The sequence below is a fragment of the Lentzea pudingi genome (assembly GCF_014646255.1).
GTDB classification, from domain to species: Bacteria; Actinomycetota; Actinomycetes; order Mycobacteriales; family Pseudonocardiaceae; genus Lentzea; species Lentzea pudingi.
The window spans coordinates 976504-995008 of the sequence record NZ_BMNC01000001.1; the positions used below are offsets into that span (position 1 = coordinate 976504).

The window sequence follows — 18505 nt, forward strand, 5'->3', positions numbered from 1 at the left end:
CCGTAGTCGCGACCAGCCCCGCCCGCGTTACTCCGAGCGCTAAGCGAGCGCGGCGACCGGTTCCACCTTCTGCTTCTCGGCCCGCACCGAGGCGATACCGCCCAGGATCAGCACCCCACCCAGCAATTGCAGCGGCGAGAGCCCCTCGCCCAGCAGCAGCCAGGCGAACAGCGAGGCCGACACGACCTCCAGCAGCGCGATGAACGACGCCAGCCGCGACCCGAGGATGCCCGAGGCCGTGATGCCGCTCGCGTACGCCAGCGCCGTGCCGACGACCGCGACCACGAGCAGGGGCACCCACCAGGGCGTGGGGGTGCCGAACAGCGGCACGTCGCCGAAGGTGGCGGTGAACGGCAGCAGGCCGGTGGCGCCGATCAACGCCAGCACCGGTGCGGCGAGCAGCAGGCCCGCGCCGGCCAGCGCGACCGGGGGCAGGCCGTTGTTGGGGCGGGCGGCGATCACGAAGTACACCGAGCACCCGATGGCGGCGCCGAAAGCCGCTGCCAGGCCGATGGGGTCGACGGCCTGGATGGCGCCGGGGCCGATCACCAGGACGAGGCCGCCGACCGCCAGCACCGAGCCGACCAGGACGACGGGGGCGGGCGTTCGCCTGCTGACGGCCCAGGTGAAGCCGACCAGGATGAGCGGCGCCAGGAACTCGATGAGCAGGGCCGTCGCCACCGGGATCCGCGCGATGGCGGCGAAGTAGAGGACCTGCGTGACCGCCACGCCGACCAGGCCCATGCCGACCACCGGCCAGCGGGCCTGCCGTAACAACGTCCAGCGGCCGCGCATCAGGACGATGACGAACGGCAGCAGCACCAGACCCGCGGTGAGGGCACGGGCCGTGACGGCCGCAGCGGGGGACCAGCCGGCTTCGAGCAGTGGTTTGACGAACGCGCCCGAGGTGCCGAACGAGATGAACGAGATCGCCGCGGCGATCAGGCCCGTGGACTTCGACATGGTCGCGTGCCTCCCGGTTCCGGACTACGTCATGGCCTAATCTGGCTTACGCCCCTGACGCTAGGCCGGTCTCGGTAAGGAGTCAATTTGCGTTTTGCCCCTGACACAGAGGAGTCGCTGGCGTTCCTCGTGGCGCTGTGCAACACGGACCCGTCGGCGTCCCGCGGCGGCGACGACGAGCTGGCCACGGTCGGGCAGCTCGGGGCCCTGCTCGGCCGGTTCCACTACACGGGGCGCGTGGACGGCGACGAGGCGGAGCTGCAGGACGTCCACCGCACGCGGACGCTGCTGCGACGCGTGTGGTCGCTCAGCCGCGATGACGCCGTCGAGGCCGTCAACAAGATGCTGCGCGACGCGAAAGCGCTACCGCACCTCGTGCGGCACGACGACCTCGACTGGCACATGCACGCCACCGAACCCACGTCGCCGCTCGCCGAACGGATGCGGGTCGAGGCCGCGCTCGCCCTCATCGACGTGATCCGCATGAACGAGATGGGCCGCCTGCGGATCTGCGCGGCCGACGACTGCGAGGGACTCCTGCTCGACCTGTCCCGCAACGGGTTGAAGCGGTTCTGCACGGTGCGGTGCGGCAACCGGATGAACATGATCGCGTTCCGCGAACGCCGCGCGGACGGGAAGTGAGCAGGACCGCAATCCCTTCCAGCAGTTGAGAAGACTTGTTTTCGCCGCGCGCAAAGTTGTGGCGGACACCGGGACCTCAGCATCGTGGAGAGCGGATCTGCTTTCTGCGAAAGGAAGTTCGCGATGACCGCACAGCTCTCCGCCACCGTCCGCAAGCTGCGTGCGGGCATCGGCGCGCGGATCGACGGCGTCCGGCTCGGCGGCGATCTGCCCGACGAGGTCGTGGCCGAGGTCCGCGCGGCCCTGCTGGTGCACAAGGTGGTGTTCTTCTCCGGCCAGGACCACCTCGACGACGCCGGGCAGCTCGCGTTCGCCCGGCTGCTCGGCGAACCGACGCTCGCGCACCCCACCGTCAAGGGGAGGAGCACGCGAACGTCCTGGCGATCGACTCCGAGCACGGCAAGGCGAACAGCTGGCACACCGACGTCACGTTCGTCGACCGCGTGCCCGCGATCAGCATCCTGCGTGCGATCGAGCTGCCTCCCTACGGCGGGAGCACGGTGTGGGCGAACACGGCCCGCGCGTACGACGAGCTGCCCGAGGCGTTGAAGGCTCTCGCGGACAGGCTGTGGGCGGTGCACACCAACGTCCACGACTACGCGGGCCACGTCGACTCGGCCCGGATCGGGGGAGTGGACGTGAAGGAGGAGGCCTACCGCGAGGAGTTCGTGTCGCAGCGGTACGAGACCGAACACCCCCTCGTGCGCGTGCACCCCGAGACCGGCGAACGGGCGTTGTTGCTGGGGCACTTCGTGAAGCGGATCGTCGGGGTGAGCCCGGCGGAGTCGAAGGCGATCTTCGAACTGCTGCAGAACCGGGTGACGCGGCTCGAGAACACCGTGCGGTGGCAGTGGTCCGGCGGCGACGTGGCGGTGTGGGACAACCGGGCGACGCAGCACTACGGCGTCGCGGACCACGACGACCTGCGGCGCCGGCTGCACCGGATCACGATCGCCGGTGACGTGCCGGTGAGCGTCGACGGCGTGGCCGGCACGACGATCGTCGGCGACGCGGCCCACTTCTCCGCACTCTGATGCCCGCCGGGCATCAGGGAGTGGTTGGCTGTCCGATGTGGAACTGAGGCAACTGCGGTACGTCGTGTCGGTGGCCGAGCACGGCAACTTCCGCCGTGCGGCCCAGGCGCTCGGCATGACCCAGCCCTCCCTGTCGCGTCAGGTGGGAGCGGTCGAACGCGAGCTGGGCACCCGGCTGTTCGAACGGACCGCGCGCGGGGTCGTGGTGACGGCGGCGGGCGCGGTCTACGCCGGGCACGCCCGGCGGGTCCTGGACCAGGTCGAGGCCGGGGCGACCGAGGCGCGACGGGCGGCCCGCGGGCAGGCGGGCTCGTTGCGCCTCGGCTTCGTCGGGGAGGCGCTGATCGAGCTGCTGCCGTCGTTGCTGGCGCGGTTCCGGTCGGCGCACCCCGGCGTCGTCCTGGAGTGCCGCGAACTGTCGACCGCCCAGAGCGGCGCGGCACTGCTCGCGGGCGAGATCGACCTGGCGATCAGCCGTGGCGCACCGGCGGGAGAGGGCGCCGAACGACTGACCGCGGTCCCGGTCGCCGCCGACCACCTCATCGCCGTGTGCCACCGCGGCCACCCCTTCGCGGGCCAGTCCGCGATCTCGCCCGGTCAGCTGCGCGGCCAGCCGCTGATCGCCGCGCCCGCCGCCGACGAACCCGCGGCGACGCGCGTGCTGGCGTCGTTGATCGAGACCGGGAGCGGGGTCACGCACGCGCGCGACGTGCACACGGTGATCGGGCTGGCGGCCTGCGGGATGGGCGTCGGGCTGGTGCCGTCGAGCGTGCGCCGGCTGGACCGGGCGGAAACAGTCATGGTGGAGGTCGACCCGCCGCTGCGACTGCCCGACCTCACGATGTCCTTCCGCGTCAACGACATCTCACCGCCGCTGGGCGCCTTCCTGGACGTCACGAGGGCACACTGCCCCGGCACCGGACAGCTCCTCGCCCGGCTGATGCCTCGCAAGCATCAGAAGCGGGGTTGACGGGCATCAGAGGCACGACCGCGGCCCGCAGCGGGTGACATGGGGGACATGTCGATCACTACGCGAGCCGTGCGGTACGGCGTCACCCTGGCGGGCACGGCCGGGGACAACCTGGTCGAGGCCGTCGTGGACGAGGCTGCCGAGGCCGCCGGGCACGGCGCCACCTCGGTGTGGATGGGACAGCGCCTGGACTACGACGCGATCGGGCTGGCAGGGCTCGTCGGGTCACGGGTACCCGGCATCGACGTGGGCGTGTCCGCCGTACCGGTCTTCGCCCGGCACCCGCTGCTGGTCGCGAGCCAGGCCCAGACCACGCAGGCGGCCGTCGGAGGCCGGTTCCACCTCGCCGTCGCCCTGGGCGCGCCACCGATCGTCGAGCAGGCGTTCGGCCTGCCCTGGGAACGGCCGGTGGCCCGGCTGCGCGAGTTCCTCACCGTGCTGGGGCCGCTGCTGCGGGGCGAGCCCGTCGAGCACGAGGGCGAACTGATCACCGCCCGCTCGCTGCTGCCGACCCACGTGCCCGGCGCGTCGGCGACCCCGGTCCTCGTCGCCGCGATGGCCCCGAAAGCGCTGCGCATCGCCGGGGAACTGGCGGACGGCACCGTTCCGTACCTGGCCGGCCCGCGCGTGCTGGCCGAGCACATCGTCCCCGCCATCACCGCCGCGGCGGCGGGCAGACCGGCTCCGCGCGTCGTCACCCTCGTGCCCGCGGCCGTCACCACGAGCCCGGACGCCCGCCGCACCATGGCCGAAGGCCTCGCCTTCTACACCCGGTTCGAGTCCTACCGGCGGGTTCTCGCGCTCAACGGCACCGAGAACCCGGCGGACCTGGCGCTGATCGGTGACGAGGACACCGTGGCCGCCGGCCTGCGCGCCTATGCCGAGGCCGGCGCCACCGAGATCGTCCTGACCGCGCACCACGACCTCGACGCGGCCACCCAGCGCAGGACGCGGCGGCTGGCAGGAACTCTCGCCCGGGAGGCCGGCTCGCGCTAGCCGCGTCGCGTCAGACGCTGGGCGAGGCGCGTTCCCCACCCGCCGAACGGAGGCTGGGCCAGGCGCAGCGTGTCGAGCGCGAGTGGCTTGCGCAGCACGGGCTTGAGGTGTGAGAAGGCGCTCCACGAGTACGGGCCGTGGTACGCGCCGATCCCGCTGGCGCCGACACCGCCGAACGGCAGCCCGCTCGCCGCCACGTGGATCAGGCCCGCGTCGTGGACCACGGCGCCGGACGACGTCCGCTGCTCGAACAGGCGGCGGGTGCGGGAGCTCGACGTGAAGACGTACAGGGCCAGGGGCTTGTCCCAGGCGTTGACGACGTCCACGGCTTGCTCGGCCGAGTCGACCGCGACGACGGGCAGGACCGGTCCGAAGATCTCCTCCCGCAGCACCGGGTGGGCGGCGTCCGGGCCGACGGACAGGCGGTCGCCGCTCAACGTCACGACCGTGGGCGCGAGGTACCGCTCCGCCCGGTCGTGCTCACCGCCGACCACCACGTTCGTGCCGTCCAGCAGGGACACGAGCCGCTCGAACTGCCGCTCGTTCACGATGCGGCCGTAGTCCTCGCTCGCCCGCGGATCGGGGCCCCACAGGTCCGCGATCGCCTTCCCGAGCGCCCGTACGAGTGCGGGCACCCGGTCCGGGGTGGTCATCACGTAGTCCGGGGCCACGCACGTCTGGCCCGCGTTCGTGAACTTCGCCCACACCAGCCGCCGCGCCGCCTGCTCCAGGTGGGCGTCGTCGTCGAACCAGGCGGGCGACTTGCCGCCGAGCTCCAGCGTCACCGGCGTCAGGTGCTCGGCCGCGGCCCGCATCACGACCCGGCCGACCGCGCCGCTGCCCGTGAACACGATGTGGTCGAACCGCTGGGCCAGCAGGTCGGTCGTCTCCGGTACGCCGCCCTCGACCACCCGCACGGTGCCGTCGGGGAAGTACGCGGGCACGAGCCTCGCGATCAGCGCCGACGTCGCGGGCGCGAGCTCACTCGGCTTGAGGACGGCCGTGTTGCCCGCGGCCAGCACGCCGACCAGCGGGTCGAGCAGCAGCTGCACCGGGTAGTTCCACGGCGCGATCACCAGCACCACGCCGAGCGGTTCGGGCACCAGCCGTGCCCGCGCGGGCCACAACGCCATCGGCACCGGGCCGCGCCGGGACCGCGACCACCTCCGCAGGTGGCGCAGCGTGTGAGCTAGCTCCGCGAGCACGACGCCGATCTCCGTCAGCTGCGCCTCGCCCGCGCCCTTGCGCAGGTCGTTCCACAGCGCGGCCTCGAACGCCGCCTCGTTCTCGGTGATCATCGCGCGCAACGCCCGCAGGCCGGAGGCGCGGGCCGCCACGGGACGGGTGGCGCCTGAGTCGAACACCTGGCGCGCACCGGACACGGCCGCGGGGATGTCAGCTGTCGTCGTGGGCATGCGCCCACCCTACCGCAATACGAAACAGATCCTTTTCGTTTCTCGGCGCCGGTATGCTGGACCCGATGACGAAAGCCGACGCGGCACAGGGGCGCCCCAAAGACCCACGGGTGGACGCGGCCCTGATCAACGCGGCGATCGAGGTCCTCACCGAGTCGGGCTGGGCCTCGTTCACGACCACCGCCGTCGCCAGGCGCGCGGGCGCCTCCACGGCGTCCCTCTACCGGCGCTGGCCCTCCAAGCAGGCACTCGCCGGCGCGGTCGCCCGCCACATCGCCCAGGCCGAGCTGACCGGGATCGACACCGGCACCCTCGAGGGCGACCTCCGGGAACTCCTAACGCGCAAGAGGCGGATCCTCGAAGCCGCCACGGGTCCCGCGCTGCTCTCACTGATGGCCCAGGCCGCGCACGACCCGGACCTGCGGCAGATCCTGCGTGACGACGTCTACCTCGCGGTGCGCGGTGAGCTCGGCACCCTGATCGACCGCGCCGCCGGCCGCGGCGAGTCGGCGAGGGCCGTGGGCAGCGCGCAGATCGACGTGCTGACGCTCGTGCTGATCGGGACCGCGCTGGCCCGGTCGGTGTTCGTGGACACCGACGGTCCCGACGCCACCGAGGCCGAGCTCCACCTGCTGCTCGCCGCGATCAAACGCGGCTGAACGTCAGGAACGTGCAGCGTGCCCGTGCAGGGCGCGGTCTTGTGGCGTGCCTCCAGTTCGCCGGGCCGTCGTCACGATCGCGGGGGCGTTGCCGGCCGTCCTGCCGCAGAGGGTGAGCAGGCCGCTCGCAGCACCATCCCGGTGGTGCCCGGCAGGCTCACCGACGTGACCGGCTTGCCGGCGTGGTCGTGATAGGTGCGGTGGAGCGACACCCTGGCCGCGGGGCTGCCGGTCGGGTTCGCGTTCACCAGCGCCACACCGCAGGTGAAGTCCCGGCGGAACACCTTGTCCGCGACCTTCCGGTAGGCGCCGGCGGGATGGCCGAGGTGCCAGTCGTACTCGGCGTGCCACGGCGTCGGATCCGCGTAACCGTCGGTCTTCGCGATCTCGGCGATCGCGGCGTGCCCGCTGGTGGTCATGAACAGGCTGGCCAGCGCGTACCGGAAGGCCTTCTCGTCGCCCGCGTCGAAGTGCGGCTGGACCCAGGTCATCTTGCCGCTCGCCTCGTGGACGGCGACCTCCGCGACCTGCCGGCGCCAGCCCTGCGGGTAGTCCTCGAGCAGCCGGTTGCTGGAGAACGTCAGCCACCACTCGTCGAACGCGCCGTCGAGGTAGGCGCCGTACGCGTCCCAGCCGCCCGCGTGCAGCCGTGCGTTCGTCAGGTTGCCGACCGAGATCAGGCCCGCGGCCTTGAACCCGCTCCTGACCTCCGCCAGCATGCCTTTGTAGGCCTGCTGGAACGTCGCGTTGTCGGGATACTTCGGCGGGCACTCACCGGAATGATAGGCATCGCACGTGTAGAGCGCGTTGTCGAGGAAAACGCCGTCGAATCCGGTGGATTTGGAAGTCGCCACCACCTTGCTGACCCACGCTTTGCGGTATTCGGGATTCCCGATGTCCATCTGCACGTGGCCCTCGTAACCGGAGTAGAGCAGATCCTTGCCGTCGGAACCCTTGAGGAACCACTCCGGGTGGTTCTTGCGGACGTGGCAGTACCCCAGTCCGGCGGGCAGGTGCTCGTCGTCCCTGCCGTTCTTGCACGCGTAGGAGCGCGTGGAGGAGAGGTCCTTGTAGACGTAGACCTTGACCTTCGGGTTCACGGCCTTGAGCTTCTTGAGCAGGTCACCCTCCCACGCGTTGAGCACGACGTGGGAGCGGCGCCTGGCCTCGGTGGCGATCATGGTGTCGGAGACCGGCGTGCTGTTGAGGTGGAGCCAGAAGGACTGGACACGTCCCACCGGAACGGCCTCGCACGCCTGTGCCACCGGCGCGGCCAAAGCGGTGAGCAGGGCCGCCAGCAGGATTCGACCTGCTTTGCCTGTTTTCTCAAGCATTGCACCTCCTGGCTCGGGACACGTGCCGAGGAGCTACCCGTTGCCGAACGGGAGAAAGCGTCGAAGTCGTAAACCACCTGTTGCGGTGTGGAGCGCGAGATGAAATGACACGGTGAGTACCACCGGGCCACGCTCTCGGGCGCCGGTGACCTCCAGGACTCAGCAGCCAGCCTTCTTCGCGGCAGGGCACCTGGACACGGCCGAGTGGTTCGTTTCGCTTCGTACAGCGGAGTAACCGGCGTGTCATCTGGCCGCTAGCGGTACCTTTCGACCATGAACATCTCGGTCCGCGTGCTCGACGACGACGCAGCGCAGTTGCTCAACTGGATGAAGAGCGAACGGGAGCTGCGCGGGCGGGTCCGTTACGCCGAAACGCCGTCGTCGGACGAACACATGAGCGCGACCTCGGACGTGCTGACGGTGTTGCTCGGCAGCGGTGGTGTGGCCGTGGTGCTGAACTCGGTGACCGACTGGTTGAAGAGCAGGCGCACCAACGTCCGCGTCGAGATCACCCGCGGCGACAAGACCATCTCGCTGAACGCGGAGAGCATCAAGGCCGACAAGGACGCCGTGCGCGAGCTGCTCGACGAGGCGAACAAGGCTCTGGAACAGGAGTGACCGCATGAGGCTGGCCGACCCCGCCAGGTCGCAGGTCGTCCTCATCGGCGCCGCGCATTTCGACGACTCGAACCTGAACGACCTGCCCTCGGTCCGCAACAACGTCCAGGACCTGCACCGGATCCTCACCGACCCGGCGCGTGGCGGGCTGACCGCGGCCTCGTGCCACGTGTTCGCCGACCCGCGCTCACCAGACGTCGTGCGGATCGCGGACATCGCCGAACAGGCAGAGGACGTCCTGCTGGTCTACTACGCCGGGCACGGACTGATCAGCGAGAACGGGCGGTTGCTGTTCGCGTTGAGCGACACCAGCGAACGGCACCGCGAAATCAACTCGCTGCACCTCGACCAGCTGCGCGCGATCTTCCGCGCGAGCCCGGCCGCGGTGCAGGTGCTCGTGCTCGACTGCTGCTACTCGGGCCGCATCACCGATCCCGGCTTCATGAGCGGGCCGGGTGAGCTGGCGGAGATCGAGGGCACCTACACGCTGGCGTCCTCGGCACGTGACGAGGTGTCGCTCGCGCCGCGTGGGGCCAGGCACACGGCGTTCAGCGGCGAGCTGATCTCGTTGCTGCACAACGGGATGGCCGGTGGCGAGGAGTTGATCTCGCTGCGCACGGTGTACCAGCAGTTGCAGATCGCGTTGCGGAAGAAGAACTTCCCGGCTCCCCGGCAGCTGCACAGCGAGACGGCGGCGTCGCTGGCGTTGGCGCGCAACGTCGCGTTCGGCGCACGGGTCCAAGCCACCCCATCAGGGCCGAAGGAGGTCGCGCCGCTCGTCCACGACCTCCTGACGGTGCCGGAACTCGCGCAGGACGTCCGCGGGCTCGGCCGCCAGGTGCGCGACCGGCAGCTCGACCTGAACCCGCGCATGGACGCGGTCGACGCGTTGGTGGAGCTCGGTGCGGACGCGGCGGGTGAGCTGGCGGAGCTCGTTCGAGACCCGGCCCTGCCGATCCTGATGCGGCTGCGCCTCGTTCACGAGCTGGGCACGCTGCCCGACCACCGGGAGACCGCCGCAGCCGCTCTGAACGCGATCACCGGCCACTCGTACGGGCTCAAGAACCTGGTCGAGCTGGTCGAGTACGTCGACTCGCTGAAGGACGTCCAGCGTTTCCGGCGAAGGATGATCAAGTCCTGGGACGTGCCGGCGGAGGTCGACGACCACTCGTTGTGGGGCATCGTGATGGCCGGGCTCATGGCCGCGGCGCGCCTGGGTTTCGAGCAACGCCTCGCTGCCGCGCTGGAGCTGCGCGGGCTGGGGCGGCCGGATCACGCCGACGCCGTGCTGCGCGGCATGCTCACCGAGAAGTCGATCGGTCTCCTGAAGGAGGTGCAGGTGACGAACCTGTTAGATGCGCGGTAGCAGCCGGTACGCGCCGTCGGGCTGGTCCCGCAGGCGGGCCAGCGACGCTTCTGGTGCGGGCGGGGCCGAGGACGGCTGACTGCCGATCGCGTACAGCACTCCGAAGGCTCCACCGATGAACCCGAGCACCGACACCACGATCAGCACGACGTGGGCCCATGTCCAGAGGTCGAACACGTTCACCGCGACGACCGAGGTGATCGCGACCGCGAACGACGCCGTGGCGGCGGCCGCACCAGCGTAGACGTTCGTGCCCTCGCGGTCGTCCAGGTGCGCCTCGGCGAACAGGTGGATCGGCGCCGCGGTCACCAGCGCGGTGCCGAGAACGTTCAGCGCCGGGTCCCAGCCGCCGAGGTCGAGGAAGAAGTCGGTGGCGAAGACGACGACCCCGAAGCCGGCCATGAACGTGCCGAACATGAAGAGGCTGCCGAAGGCGAAGTCGAACAGCGCGAAGAGCACGGCGACCACGACGACCGCGCTGACCAGCGGGAGCACCCACGGTCGCAGCCCTTCCGGGAGCCACGTCGCGATTCCCTCGCTGACCAGGAGCGCGATGCCGACCAGCGAGATGCTCGCGGCGGTGCTGAGCTCCTCGCGGACGTGCCTGAGCACCAGCACACCGCCGATGACGATCGCGACCACCGCGCCACCGGTGATCAGCTGGTCGTACTGGTCCAGCGGTTTCGGCGCGTCGACCACCAAGCCCGCGATGCCCAGCACGATCAGCACAAGTCCGCTGAGCAGCACCCCGGTCTCCCTCCAAGAGGAGATCGTACTGAACCGGGAGGGCGCCGCGGTGCGGACCGCAATGAGTCGCGCGACATCACGAAGCGCCGGCCGTTCAGATCGGTAGGAGCATCGCCGCGGGCCCGTACCCATCGTGCGCCCTGAGCGACGGGTCGTCCCGAACTCCGTGCGTACACCACGGCTCTTTTGGGTAGAGGTAGATCAAGTTGATCGGCCGCGAGCAGGACATGGCCACCGCCAGTGAAAGGGCACACCGATGAGCGACAAGAACGTTCCCGCCGGAGCGAACGAGCTGCGCGCCGAAGTCGGGCGACCGCGGCGGGAACAGGGTGGCACCGTGGAACCGCCGGCCGGCACGACGAACGGAGCCCGACGAGTCAAGCCCGAGGCCCGCGAAGGAGCGGACACGGTGAAGCAGCCCGCCATGCCTGCCAAGAAGGCAGCGACCGGCATGGTGAGCGGTGACGCGAGCAAGGCGGGGGAGAAGCCCGGCGAGGCCGGTGCCGTCGCCGAGAAGGTTGGCGTGGCGGCGGAGCAGGCCCGTGAGAAGGCGGCCGTCGCGGCCGCCCAGGTGAGCGATAAGGCGACCCAGGTCGGCCAGAAGGCCGGCGCTGTCGCGGGCCAGGTGAGCGAGAAGGCGACCCAGGTCGGCCAGAAGGCCGGCGCTGTCGCGGGCCAGGTGAGCGAGAAGGCGACCGTCATCGCGGGCCAGGTCGGCGACAGGGCCGGCGTCGTGGCGACGCAGGTCGGCGTGACCGTCCTCGAGGCGGTCGAGGGGCTGCCCGAGCCCGTGCAGCAGCGCGTCGAGCAGGGTGTCCGGCAGGCCCGCCAGCACCCGGCGGTGGTCGCGGCAGGCGCGGCGGCGGTCGCGCTGCTGCTGTGGAAGCTGCTGCGGCGAGGGCGGTGAACACGAACGTCGACAAGCTGCGTCACCAGCCGCTGGGCACGCTGTTCGGCGTGCTCGGCGGCTCTGCCGGGCAGCGGCTCTGGGCGACCACGGCAGCGAACGCGCGTCGTCAGTTCCCGCGCCGCCGCTGCAAGGCGGCATGTCTTGCCACGTAGCGGAATGCCGGCGTTTCGCGTCGTGGTTCGTGCGCGGCTGACGTGGCAAGCGAACGCGGAGCCGTGAACGTCTCCGTCGTCGATGTACTCGAAACGTACTCGGCGTAAAGCTCGTCGAAGATCGGTGTCCTGCTCATGGGAGCACTGTTGATCAAGTGAGTACGCAGATCACGTGGCGACGCGCCAAAACCACTAGATCAGGTGATGTGGCGACTGGCTAAAAGCCTGCACCGCAACGCGTCCACGGCAGTTCACGCGCGAAGGCGGAGTCCGTCACGGATCAGCTCCGCTCCCCGGCAGACTGGGGGTCCCGCTGACACCTCCCGCACAGCGCAGCCGGGCGAGTTGCTGCAGCAGCGCCTGGCGAACCGGTTCCACGTCGGCGATGAGTTCGGCAAGCTCGTCGAGTCCCGGAGCGTCGGGGTGAGTGAGGCGCCACCGATCCAGTTGCCGTGCCATCGTGGCCTGGCCGACGCCGACGTCGTGGTACTCGTACTCGAGCTGATCGCACCACGCGCTGTCGGCCTGGTCCGGCGTCAGTCCGGCGAGCTCGCGGGCCAGGCCGCGGGCCTCGCTGAGTTCGGCGCGCAACCCCGCCAGCGCGACGGGCACCATCTCGATGCCGAGGTCTGGAGGCTCCTCGACATTCTCGATGCCGAGGTCTGGGGGCTCCTGGCCATCCTCTTGATCATTTCCCACACCCCGCACGATACGAACGCGCCTACCAGCGCGGACGAACGACACTCGCGGGGTCTCGCAGGTTCGTCCGTCTGTGCGATCTGATGGTGCGTCATCTCAGCCCACGGCCGGTGGTCGAGCGCCGACGAACCCTCGACGGCGAGAACCGGCAGGGCTATTCGTTGCCGTGCACTGGATCCACCCGCTCGTACACCGCCACCGCTTCGTTCGCCAGCCGTTCTCGCGAGTAGCGGGCGGCGACGCGGTCGCGCGCCGCGACACCCAGTTCCTGCCGTTTGGTGTCGTCGGCGAGCAGTAGCCGTAGCAAGCGCGCGAGTGCGCGAGCGTCGTTCGGTGGGACGTGCAGACCGCTCACGTTGTGCGTGATCACGTCGGTCAACGCGCCGACTGCCGTTGCGATCACCGGAACACCGCACGCCATCGCCTCGAGTGCGGCGAGCCCGAACGGCTCGGATCTGGGCATGCACACGACAACGTCAGCTGACCGGAGCAGAGCGGGCATCTTGACCTGCGGCACGACGCCCGCGAACACGACTCGATCAAGCGAGCCGAGCGTACGTGCGAGCTTCCGCAACTGCGCGGCGACGGGATTGGCCTGTGCCTTGTCTCCGACGATCACCAGCTCGACGTCGTCCACGACGGACAAGGCGGCGACAACGGTGGCGAACCCGCTGCCCGGCTCGAGCCTGCCCACCGTGACCACGCGCCGGAGGCTGCCCCGTGCGGCAGCCGGCCCCTCCGGCTTGAACAGGTCCAGGTCCACCCCGGCCGGCACGACCGAGGCCTGTGTGCGGCGCACGCCGAGCTGCATGAGCTGGGCGATTTCCTGCGTGCACGTCGTCACCGTCCACGACGCCATGCGAGCGAGCAGCCGTTCAGCGTCGGCGCGTTTCTCGTCGTCCGCCACCCCGAGGCCGTGGTGCGAGTGCACCACGGGTACCTGAACGCGATGCGCGCTGATCAGTGCGACCAGCCCGGACTGCCAGTGGTGCGAATGCACGACGTCCGGCGACGACAGTCGCCACTCCTCGGCGAGGAACTCGGCGAATTCTCCGAGGTGTGCAACCAGTTCGTCACCGGACAGGGGCTCGGCCGGGCCGGCAGGCACCTGCACGACCTCGAACTTCTCGTCGGTGCGAACCCGGTCGTGAGACTTCGGCGTCGTCCGTCGCGTGTAGACGGTGACCTCGTGCCCCAGTCGGCACAAGGCCGCCGCCATCTGCTGAACGTGTGCCCCCTGTCCTGTGCCCTCGGTGAGCGGGTTCGCCATCACGGACACCATCGCGATCCTCATCTGAACTCCCGACAGGGAGCACGGTCAGCTGTCGGCATGCGGTCCTCCTCGCCGTGACATCGCCATGAGGTCAGGATGGAGCTACCCGCCGAAAATCGATTCAAAACCGACGCAGCTGTCTGCAGGGCGAAGTGCCTGTGTGCAGAGGTCGAGCGAGGTGCGCCTGATCTGGTGGGCGGGCCGGTCAGGCGGCGAGGATGAAGGACAGGAAGAAGCCTCCGGCTGTGGCGAAGGCGTTGAGCGGCCGCCCGTGCTCGAACGCCTCGGGCATCAGCGTGTCGGCCAGCGACGCGATCACCGCCCCGCCGGCGAAGGACAGCGCCACGGCCAGCACGGCGTCGCTCAGTCCTCCCGCGACCAGCCTGCCGAGCACCACCGCGCCCGCCAGCAGCAGCGCACACGCCGCCCACGTCATGATCACCGCGCGCCTGCTCCGCCCCGATTCGCGCATGGCGACGGCGCCGACGAGCGACTCGGGGAGGTTGGAGAAGAAGATCGCCACGAGCAACGTCAGCGACACACCGCTGGCCAGGGACACCCCGAGTGCGAGGTTCTCCGGCACCCCGTCCAGAGTCACCGCGGCGAGCAGCGCGAAGCCGACACCGCCGCTCGCACCGGTCTTCGCGACCTCTCGTTGCCCAGGTCCGGCGTGGCCGGTGACGTAGCGGTCCAGAGCGGAGTCCACCAGCACGAACGTGGCCGCCCCTGCCAGCAGGCCGAGTCCGGATCGCACCGCTCCGCCGAGGTGGAACGCCTCCTCGAACAGTTCGAACGCCAGCGCGGAGATCAGCGCGCCGCTGGCGAAGGCCAGCAGGACACCGGTGATCCACCGCGGCGGCCGCCACAGGGAGCCGGCGACCGCGCCGATCACCAGCGCACTCGATGCGGCCAAGCCGTACAGCACCGCTGTCAGCATGCCGCTCATTGTGACGGCCGACTGGTCGGCCACACCAGCCCGTTCACCTAAGGCAGGCGTTTACCTCGCGGGCGAGGCGCATCGGCGCATCCTCGTCCGCATCGCCCGACCCGTCCGGCGCAACCAGGTGAGACACTGTCGCGGTACGACCCTCTCCGCGACTCGTGGAGCCGGCAGCACCTCCGGTCTGCTCGGCGCCGCATTCCGCAGCCAGTTCACGCCACGCCCATCCGTCGCACAGGAGAACCGGTTGACCAGACAGGCCAGCATCGCCACTCTCGAACCGCATCCGACGGGTGTCGCCGTGCTGCGGGTCGCCGGCGAACTCGACTTCCACACGAGCCCTCAGGTGTGGAAGGTGCTCGACACGGTCGACTTCGACCTCAGCACCGGTCTCGTCATCGACGGAGCCGGTCTCACCTACTGCGACTCCACCGGCATCAGCGTGTTCGTCGTCGCCTACCAGCGTGCTCGGGTCGCCGGTGGCTCGTTCGGCCTCGCCGGCCTCAACCGTGAACTGATGCGCCTGTTCCGGGTCGTCGGGCTGGAGAACGTTCTCCCGTTCCATCCGACCATCGAGGAGGCCGTCGGCTGCCCACGGTCGTGAGGCCGGCCGTGGTCAGCGTGCCTGCGAGGAGAGTGCCAGGAGCGCGTGGACCGTGGTGCCGTGTCTGGTGGTGTGCGTGCGGACGAGATCAGCCAGCTGATTGATCAACAGCAGTCCGCGACCACCGAACTGCTCCTGTGCGGGCGGGCGGCGGCCCGCGAGCGGGTCGTCCAGGTGCCCGCCGTCCTCGACCGCGCAGACCAGGTGGTCGTGATGGCGCCAGACGCGCAGACGGCAGTTCCCGCCGGTGTGCCGCAGGCTGTTCGTCACCAGTTCGCCGGTGATGAGCTGGAGATCGGCCATCCGCTCGTCGGGAAGACCCAGGCGGTGTGCGTGGGCCACGGCGAACCCGCGCGCGGCGCGCAGGTCGGCGGTGCCCTCGATCGTCATCTCGACCGCGTCGCTGACGGCCGGCAGCGGCTGGTTGTAACGCCCTATGACGTCGTCGGGGTCGTATCGATCGCTCTTGAGACGCCGAGCGCCCTCCCACACCACCGGATGGGTGACCAAGGCATCGGCCAGTGCACGTTCGTCGAGCGTGGAGGTGTCGTACGGGCAGACGATGGTGACGTCGCGGCCGGCGAAGGCCAGGTTGATCAACGCCTCGTGCTGGGCGCACGCCGGGTACTCGGCATCGGTACGACCCGCCCAGATGGGCTCACCGACGATCCGCACGTGCACGGTGTCGTGGCCGTCGGCGAACCGGCGCAGGACGGTGGGAATGATCCGGCCCGGGTTGCGGCCCGCGACCTCCATGTCGATCATCGTCACCTCGTGCGCGGCATCGCCCAGCGCCTCACGCAGCAACCGCAGCCGCGCGCCGGGCACCGCCACGGCCACGGGCTGCGTCCGCTCCAGGCCCTCGGTGACGAACGGCACGAGCGCGTCCAGGTACTGCTCATCCGTGCCGTAGAACAGCGCGGGGTGGACGAAACGCTCCGAAGGCGGCAGCTCCGCGACCGTCATGATGCTGCCTCCACGCGCACGTTGGTCAGGTCGAGCAGGTCGACCAGACGGGCAGCCCCTGGCCATGATGTGCGCAGCACGAGCAACGCGTCCCGGTCTGCGGCATGCCCGGCCAGGCGCAGGAGACTGTTGTGGTCGAGGAACTCCAGGCCACCGGCCTCGAGCACGATCCGCCCGTCTCTCGGGCGCAGGCCGGCGCGGACGAGAGCCAGGCTGAACAGCTCTCCCGGAACGAGGTCGGTCTCACCACCCAATGCGGTCCCGTCGTCGCCGGCGGCGTACAACCGGAAACCGGGCGAGGGCGAGTTGGTGTTCGGATGCATGCAGGCCACCTGCCCGAACGCCTGCTCGTCCACGGCGTCACTCGCGTAGCCGCACATCCCCGAGAGCGGGCTGCTGGTCATGTAGTGGTCCACCAAGTGCTCGTAGCGGGCGAACGCGTCGAGCTGCTCCGGAGTGCCCACCAACGGTGTGCAGTCCGCAGCCACGCGCAAGCCGGTGAACCCGGCGGCCAGGGCCTCCTGGGTCGCTTCTGCGTACGCACGCACCTGCGCGGCAGGGTCGATCGGTGCGCCGACCGGGTACTGCGTGTCCAGCGATGAGACCTGAGCCGCCCCGGAAGCCAGGGCCTCGTCGATCCCGTCGATGCCGCGCAGATCGCCCGCCAGCGCCGTCACATCGCCGGACGCGGTGTACCAGACCCGGTAGCCGCGGGCGAGCCCGTCGGACAAGAACTCGCGGACATGAGCATGGAACTCGCGTGCTTCCTCGTACCGCCAGCACGCGTGATCATGGGCGCCCAACCCATGTGTGTTCTCCGCCAATCCCGACCTGCGCACCACCGCAGTTTAACCTCCCGGACCCGCACGACCTCCCAGGTCAAGCCTCGGGTGGACCAGCACGGCGCGGTGCGCGGCCGGGCTGAGCCGTGCACCTGGTCCCAGGCCGCGCCGAAGGGACTTCCGGGCCCTGCTTCCACCCGATCTCCCGCTCGTTCGGGACTCGAGCTCGCCGCGGTCCACGAGCCTCCCGGCGTTCGACCGCTACACCTGGTCGGCCACCTTGATCTTGCCCTCGATGATCTGCGCCTTGTAGCCCTCGAGGATGCCCTGCAGCTTCGCGTCGATCTTGCCGCCCGACGTCGCGTAGCCCATGCCGTTCGACTTGAGGTCGAAGACCTTGGGCAGCGACGCGATGTCGTTGCTGGCGGCGGCGTGGAAGAAGTCGTACACGGCGACGTCCACGCGCTTGAGGCTCGACGCCACGATCACGTCGCGGTTGGCCGCGAGCGCGGGCTGGTTGTACTGGTCGGCGTCGCAGCCGATCGCCAGCACGCCCGCCTCCTTCACCGCGGCGAACACGCCGATGCCGGACGCGCCCGCGGCCGGGTAGACGACGTCGGCGCCCTTGTCGATCAGGCCCTTCGCGGCCTCCTGGCCCTTCGGCGGGTCCTGGAAGCCGGTGAAGTCGCCGGCCGGGGTGATGTACTTCTTGTCGATCGTGACCTTCGGCGCCGCGGTCCTCGCGCCCTGGTTGTAGCCCGCCTCGAACTTCTGGATCAGCGGGATGTCCACGCCGCCGACGAAGCCGACGTGGCACTTCTTGCTCTGGTAGGCCGCGACGACGCCCGCGAGGAACGCGCCCTCCTGCTCGGCGAACACCAGCGGGGTCACGTTGGCGACACCCTCCACGGCGGAGTCGACCAGGCCGAACTTGACGTTCGGGAACTCCGGTGCGACGACCCGCAGCGACTCGGTGTAGGCGAAGCCGACGCCGACGATCGGGTTGAAGCCCTCGGACGCGAGCTGGCGCAACCGGGTCTGCTTCGCGGACTCGTCCTCGTTCGGGGCGGCGGAGAGCTCGCGGGTGTTCTCCTTCTTGACGCCCATGTCCTTGATGGCCTGGTCGAACCCGGCGGCGGCGAGGTCGTTGAACGACGCGTCACCGCGGCCGCCGATGTCGTAGGCCAGGCCGATCTTCAACGCACTGCCGTCGACCTTGTCGCCACCGGCGGCGGCGCTGGTGCTCGACGCGACGGGCGCGGTGGGCGGCTCCGCGAACTCACAGCCGCCGGCCGACCCGGTGGGAGCGGTACCTCCACCGGAGTCCTTCGCGCAGGCGCTCACCACCATGAGGCTGGTCAGCGCGATCGCGGCCACGGCGGTGCCACGCATACGACGACGCACGGTTCGTCTCCTCAAACTCGGCTCAGGAGGC

The 18505-nt window shown here is 70.2% G+C and carries 19 protein-coding genes and 1 pseudogene; 10 read left to right on the forward strand and 10 right to left on the reverse strand.

Annotated elements, in window-relative coordinates; all coding sequences use genetic code 11:
• Window positions 1-39: 39 nt before the first annotated feature.
• Window positions 40-963, reverse strand: a complete 924-nt coding sequence (locus tag IEY88_RS04460; RefSeq protein WP_189153223.1) for an EamA family transporter — start codon at window positions 961-963, stop codon at window positions 40-42.
• A gap of 87 nt (window positions 964-1050) precedes the next feature.
• Between IEY88_RS04460 and IEY88_RS04465 the strand changes: the two genes are divergently transcribed.
• The 4 genes and pseudogenes from IEY88_RS04465 to IEY88_RS04480 all read left to right on the forward strand — a co-directional run bounded on the left by IEY88_RS04465 (window position 1051) and on the right by IEY88_RS04480 (window position 4605).
• Window positions 1051-1605, forward strand: a complete 555-nt coding sequence (locus tag IEY88_RS04465) for a CGNR zinc finger domain-containing protein (RefSeq protein ID WP_189153224.1) — start codon at window positions 1051-1053, stop codon at window positions 1603-1605.
• Window positions 1606-1728: 123 nt separating this feature from the next.
• Window positions 1729-2639, forward strand: a pseudogene (locus IEY88_RS04470) (TauD/TfdA dioxygenase family protein).
• 37 nt (window positions 2640-2676) lie between these two features.
• Entirely contained in the window at window positions 2677-3609 is a 933-nt protein-coding gene (locus tag IEY88_RS04475) for a LysR family transcriptional regulator (protein ID WP_189153225.1), read from the forward strand.
• Window positions 3610-3657: 48 nt separating this feature from the next.
• A complete protein-coding gene (locus tag IEY88_RS04480; protein ID WP_189153226.1) occupies window positions 3658-4605 on the forward strand; it encodes a TIGR03564 family F420-dependent LLM class oxidoreductase in 948 nt (315 codons plus the stop codon).
• Here the strand turns inward: IEY88_RS04480 and IEY88_RS04485 are convergent.
• Window positions 4602-6020, reverse strand: coding sequence for an aldehyde dehydrogenase family protein (locus IEY88_RS04485; RefSeq protein ID WP_189153227.1), 1419 nt, complete (start codon window positions 6018-6020; stop codon window positions 4602-4604). The genes IEY88_RS04480 and IEY88_RS04485 overlap by 4 nt on opposite strands.
• A 65-nt stretch (window positions 6021-6085) precedes the next feature.
• On the opposite strand from IEY88_RS04485, the gene IEY88_RS04490 reads away from it, so the two are divergent.
• Window positions 6086-6679 carry a TetR/AcrR family transcriptional regulator gene (locus IEY88_RS04490; protein ID WP_189153228.1) on the forward strand — a complete coding sequence of 198 codons (594 nt, stop codon included), beginning with the start codon at window positions 6086-6088 and terminating at the stop codon, window positions 6677-6679.
• Window positions 6680-6750: 71 nt separating this feature from the next.
• Here the strand turns inward: IEY88_RS04490 and IEY88_RS04495 are convergent, their stop codons facing one another.
• The gene (locus IEY88_RS04495) at window positions 6751-8013 is read right to left on the reverse strand and encodes a putative glycoside hydrolase (protein ID WP_189153229.1); all 1263 of its coding nucleotides are present in this window, start codon (window positions 8011-8013) and stop codon (window positions 6751-6753) included.
• Between the two features lie 273 nt (window positions 8014-8286).
• On the opposite strand from IEY88_RS04495, the gene IEY88_RS04500 reads away from it, so the two are divergent.
• Together IEY88_RS04500 and IEY88_RS04505 are read left to right on the forward strand one after the other, a co-directional pair.
• Window positions 8287-8631: an effector-associated constant component EACC1 gene (locus IEY88_RS04500; protein WP_189153230.1), complete on the forward strand. Its 345-nt coding sequence runs from the start codon at window positions 8287-8289 to the stop codon at window positions 8629-8631.
• A 4-nt stretch (window positions 8632-8635) separates the two neighbouring features.
• Window positions 8636-9997, forward strand: coding sequence for a caspase family protein (locus tag IEY88_RS04505; RefSeq protein ID WP_189153231.1), 1362 nt, complete (start codon window positions 8636-8638; stop codon window positions 9995-9997).
• Here IEY88_RS04505 and IEY88_RS04510 read toward each other — a convergent pair.
• Window positions 9983-10744, reverse strand: a complete 762-nt coding sequence (locus IEY88_RS04510; RefSeq protein ID WP_189153232.1) for a hypothetical protein — start codon at window positions 10742-10744, stop codon at window positions 9983-9985. The two genes, IEY88_RS04505 and IEY88_RS04510, sit on opposite strands and share 15 nt — an antisense overlap.
• A gap of 256 nt (window positions 10745-11000) precedes the next feature.
• Between IEY88_RS04510 and IEY88_RS04515 the strand changes: the two genes are divergently transcribed.
• Together IEY88_RS04515 and IEY88_RS04520 are read left to right on the forward strand one after the other, a co-directional pair.
• Complete coding sequence (locus IEY88_RS04515) at window positions 11001-11651, forward strand: hypothetical protein (RefSeq protein WP_189153233.1); 651 nt, start codon at window positions 11001-11003, stop codon at window positions 11649-11651.
• A complete protein-coding gene (locus tag IEY88_RS04520) occupies window positions 11648-11806 on the forward strand; it encodes a hypothetical protein (RefSeq protein ID WP_189153234.1) in 159 nt (52 codons plus the stop codon). The genes IEY88_RS04515 and IEY88_RS04520 overlap by 4 nt, the downstream gene beginning before the upstream one ends.
• A 273-nt stretch (window positions 11807-12079) precedes the next feature.
• On the opposite strand, the gene IEY88_RS04525 is transcribed toward IEY88_RS04520, so the two are convergent.
• From IEY88_RS04525 to IEY88_RS04535, 3 genes are all read right to left on the reverse strand, one after another.
• Window positions 12080-12505, reverse strand: coding sequence for a hypothetical protein (locus IEY88_RS04525; RefSeq protein WP_189153235.1), 426 nt, complete (start codon window positions 12503-12505; stop codon window positions 12080-12082).
• 154 nt (window positions 12506-12659) lie between these two features.
• The gene (locus IEY88_RS04530; RefSeq protein WP_229693072.1) at window positions 12660-13799 is read right to left on the reverse strand and encodes a glycosyltransferase; all 1140 of its coding nucleotides are present in this window, start codon (window positions 13797-13799) and stop codon (window positions 12660-12662) included.
• Window positions 13800-13983: 184 nt separating this feature from the next.
• Window positions 13984-14715 (reverse strand): ZIP family metal transporter, encoded by a 732-nt coding sequence (locus IEY88_RS04535; RefSeq protein ID WP_189153236.1) that lies wholly within the window; start codon window positions 14713-14715, stop codon window positions 13984-13986.
• A 250-nt stretch (window positions 14716-14965) separates the two neighbouring features.
• Between IEY88_RS04535 and IEY88_RS44030 the strand changes: the two genes are divergently transcribed.
• Window positions 14966-15322, forward strand: a complete 357-nt coding sequence (locus IEY88_RS44030) for an STAS domain-containing protein (protein WP_229693073.1) — start codon at window positions 14966-14968, stop codon at window positions 15320-15322.
• Window positions 15323-15334: 12 nt separating this feature from the next.
• Here IEY88_RS44030 and IEY88_RS04545 read toward each other — a convergent pair whose 3' ends face one another.
• The 3 genes from IEY88_RS04545 to IEY88_RS04555 form a co-directional block, all read right to left on the reverse strand.
• Window positions 15335-16288: an anti-sigma factor RsbA family regulatory protein gene (locus IEY88_RS04545; RefSeq protein ID WP_189153238.1), complete on the reverse strand. Its 954-nt coding sequence runs from the start codon at window positions 16286-16288 to the stop codon at window positions 15335-15337.
• Window positions 16285-17127: an MEDS domain-containing protein gene (locus IEY88_RS04550; RefSeq protein ID WP_189153239.1), complete on the reverse strand. Its 843-nt coding sequence runs from the start codon at window positions 17125-17127 to the stop codon at window positions 16285-16287. Before IEY88_RS04550 ends, IEY88_RS04545 begins: the two co-directional genes overlap by 4 nt.
• Window positions 17128-17331: 204 nt before the next feature.
• A complete protein-coding gene (locus IEY88_RS04555; protein ID WP_189153560.1) occupies window positions 17332-18462 on the reverse strand; it encodes a BMP family lipoprotein in 1131 nt (376 codons plus the stop codon).
• Window positions 18463-18505: the final 43 nt, after the last annotated feature.

Bases quoted from the DNA above. Each gene is read 5' to 3' on its own strand.
- IEY88_RS04535 (WP_189153236.1), bottom strand. From the start codon at position 14,715: ATGCTGACAGCGGTGCTGTACGGCTTGGCCGCATCGAGTGCGCTGGTG.
- IEY88_RS04555 (WP_189153560.1), bottom strand. From the start codon at position 18,462: ATGCGTGGCACCGCCGTGGCCGCGATCGCGCTGACCAGCCTCATGGTG.
- IEY88_RS04545 (WP_189153238.1), bottom strand. From the start codon at position 16,288: ATGACGGTCGCGGAGCTGCCGCCTTCGGAGCGTTTCGTCCACCCCGCG.
- IEY88_RS04480 (WP_189153226.1), top strand. From the start codon at position 3,658: ATGTCGATCACTACGCGAGCCGTGCGGTACGGCGTCACCCTGGCGGGC.
- IEY88_RS04495 (WP_189153229.1), bottom strand. From the start codon at position 8,013: ATGCTTGAGAAAACAGGCAAAGCAGGTCGAATCCTGCTGGCGGCCCTG.
- IEY88_RS04490 (WP_189153228.1), top strand. From the start codon at position 6,086: ATGACGAAAGCCGACGCGGCACAGGGGCGCCCCAAAGACCCACGGGTG.
- IEY88_RS04485 (WP_189153227.1), bottom strand. From the start codon at position 6,020: ATGCCCACGACGACAGCTGACATCCCCGCGGCCGTGTCCGGTGCGCGC.
- IEY88_RS04515 (WP_189153233.1), top strand. From the start codon at position 11,001: ATGAGCGACAAGAACGTTCCCGCCGGAGCGAACGAGCTGCGCGCCGAA.
- IEY88_RS04505 (WP_189153231.1), top strand. From the start codon at position 8,636: ATGAGGCTGGCCGACCCCGCCAGGTCGCAGGTCGTCCTCATCGGCGCC.
- IEY88_RS04500 (WP_189153230.1), top strand. From the start codon at position 8,287: ATGAACATCTCGGTCCGCGTGCTCGACGACGACGCAGCGCAGTTGCTC.
- IEY88_RS04460 (WP_189153223.1), bottom strand. From the start codon at position 963: ATGTCGAAGTCCACGGGCCTGATCGCCGCGGCGATCTCGTTCATCTCG.
- IEY88_RS04530 (WP_229693072.1), bottom strand. From the start codon at position 13,799: ATGAGGATCGCGATGGTGTCCGTGATGGCGAACCCGCTCACCGAGGGC.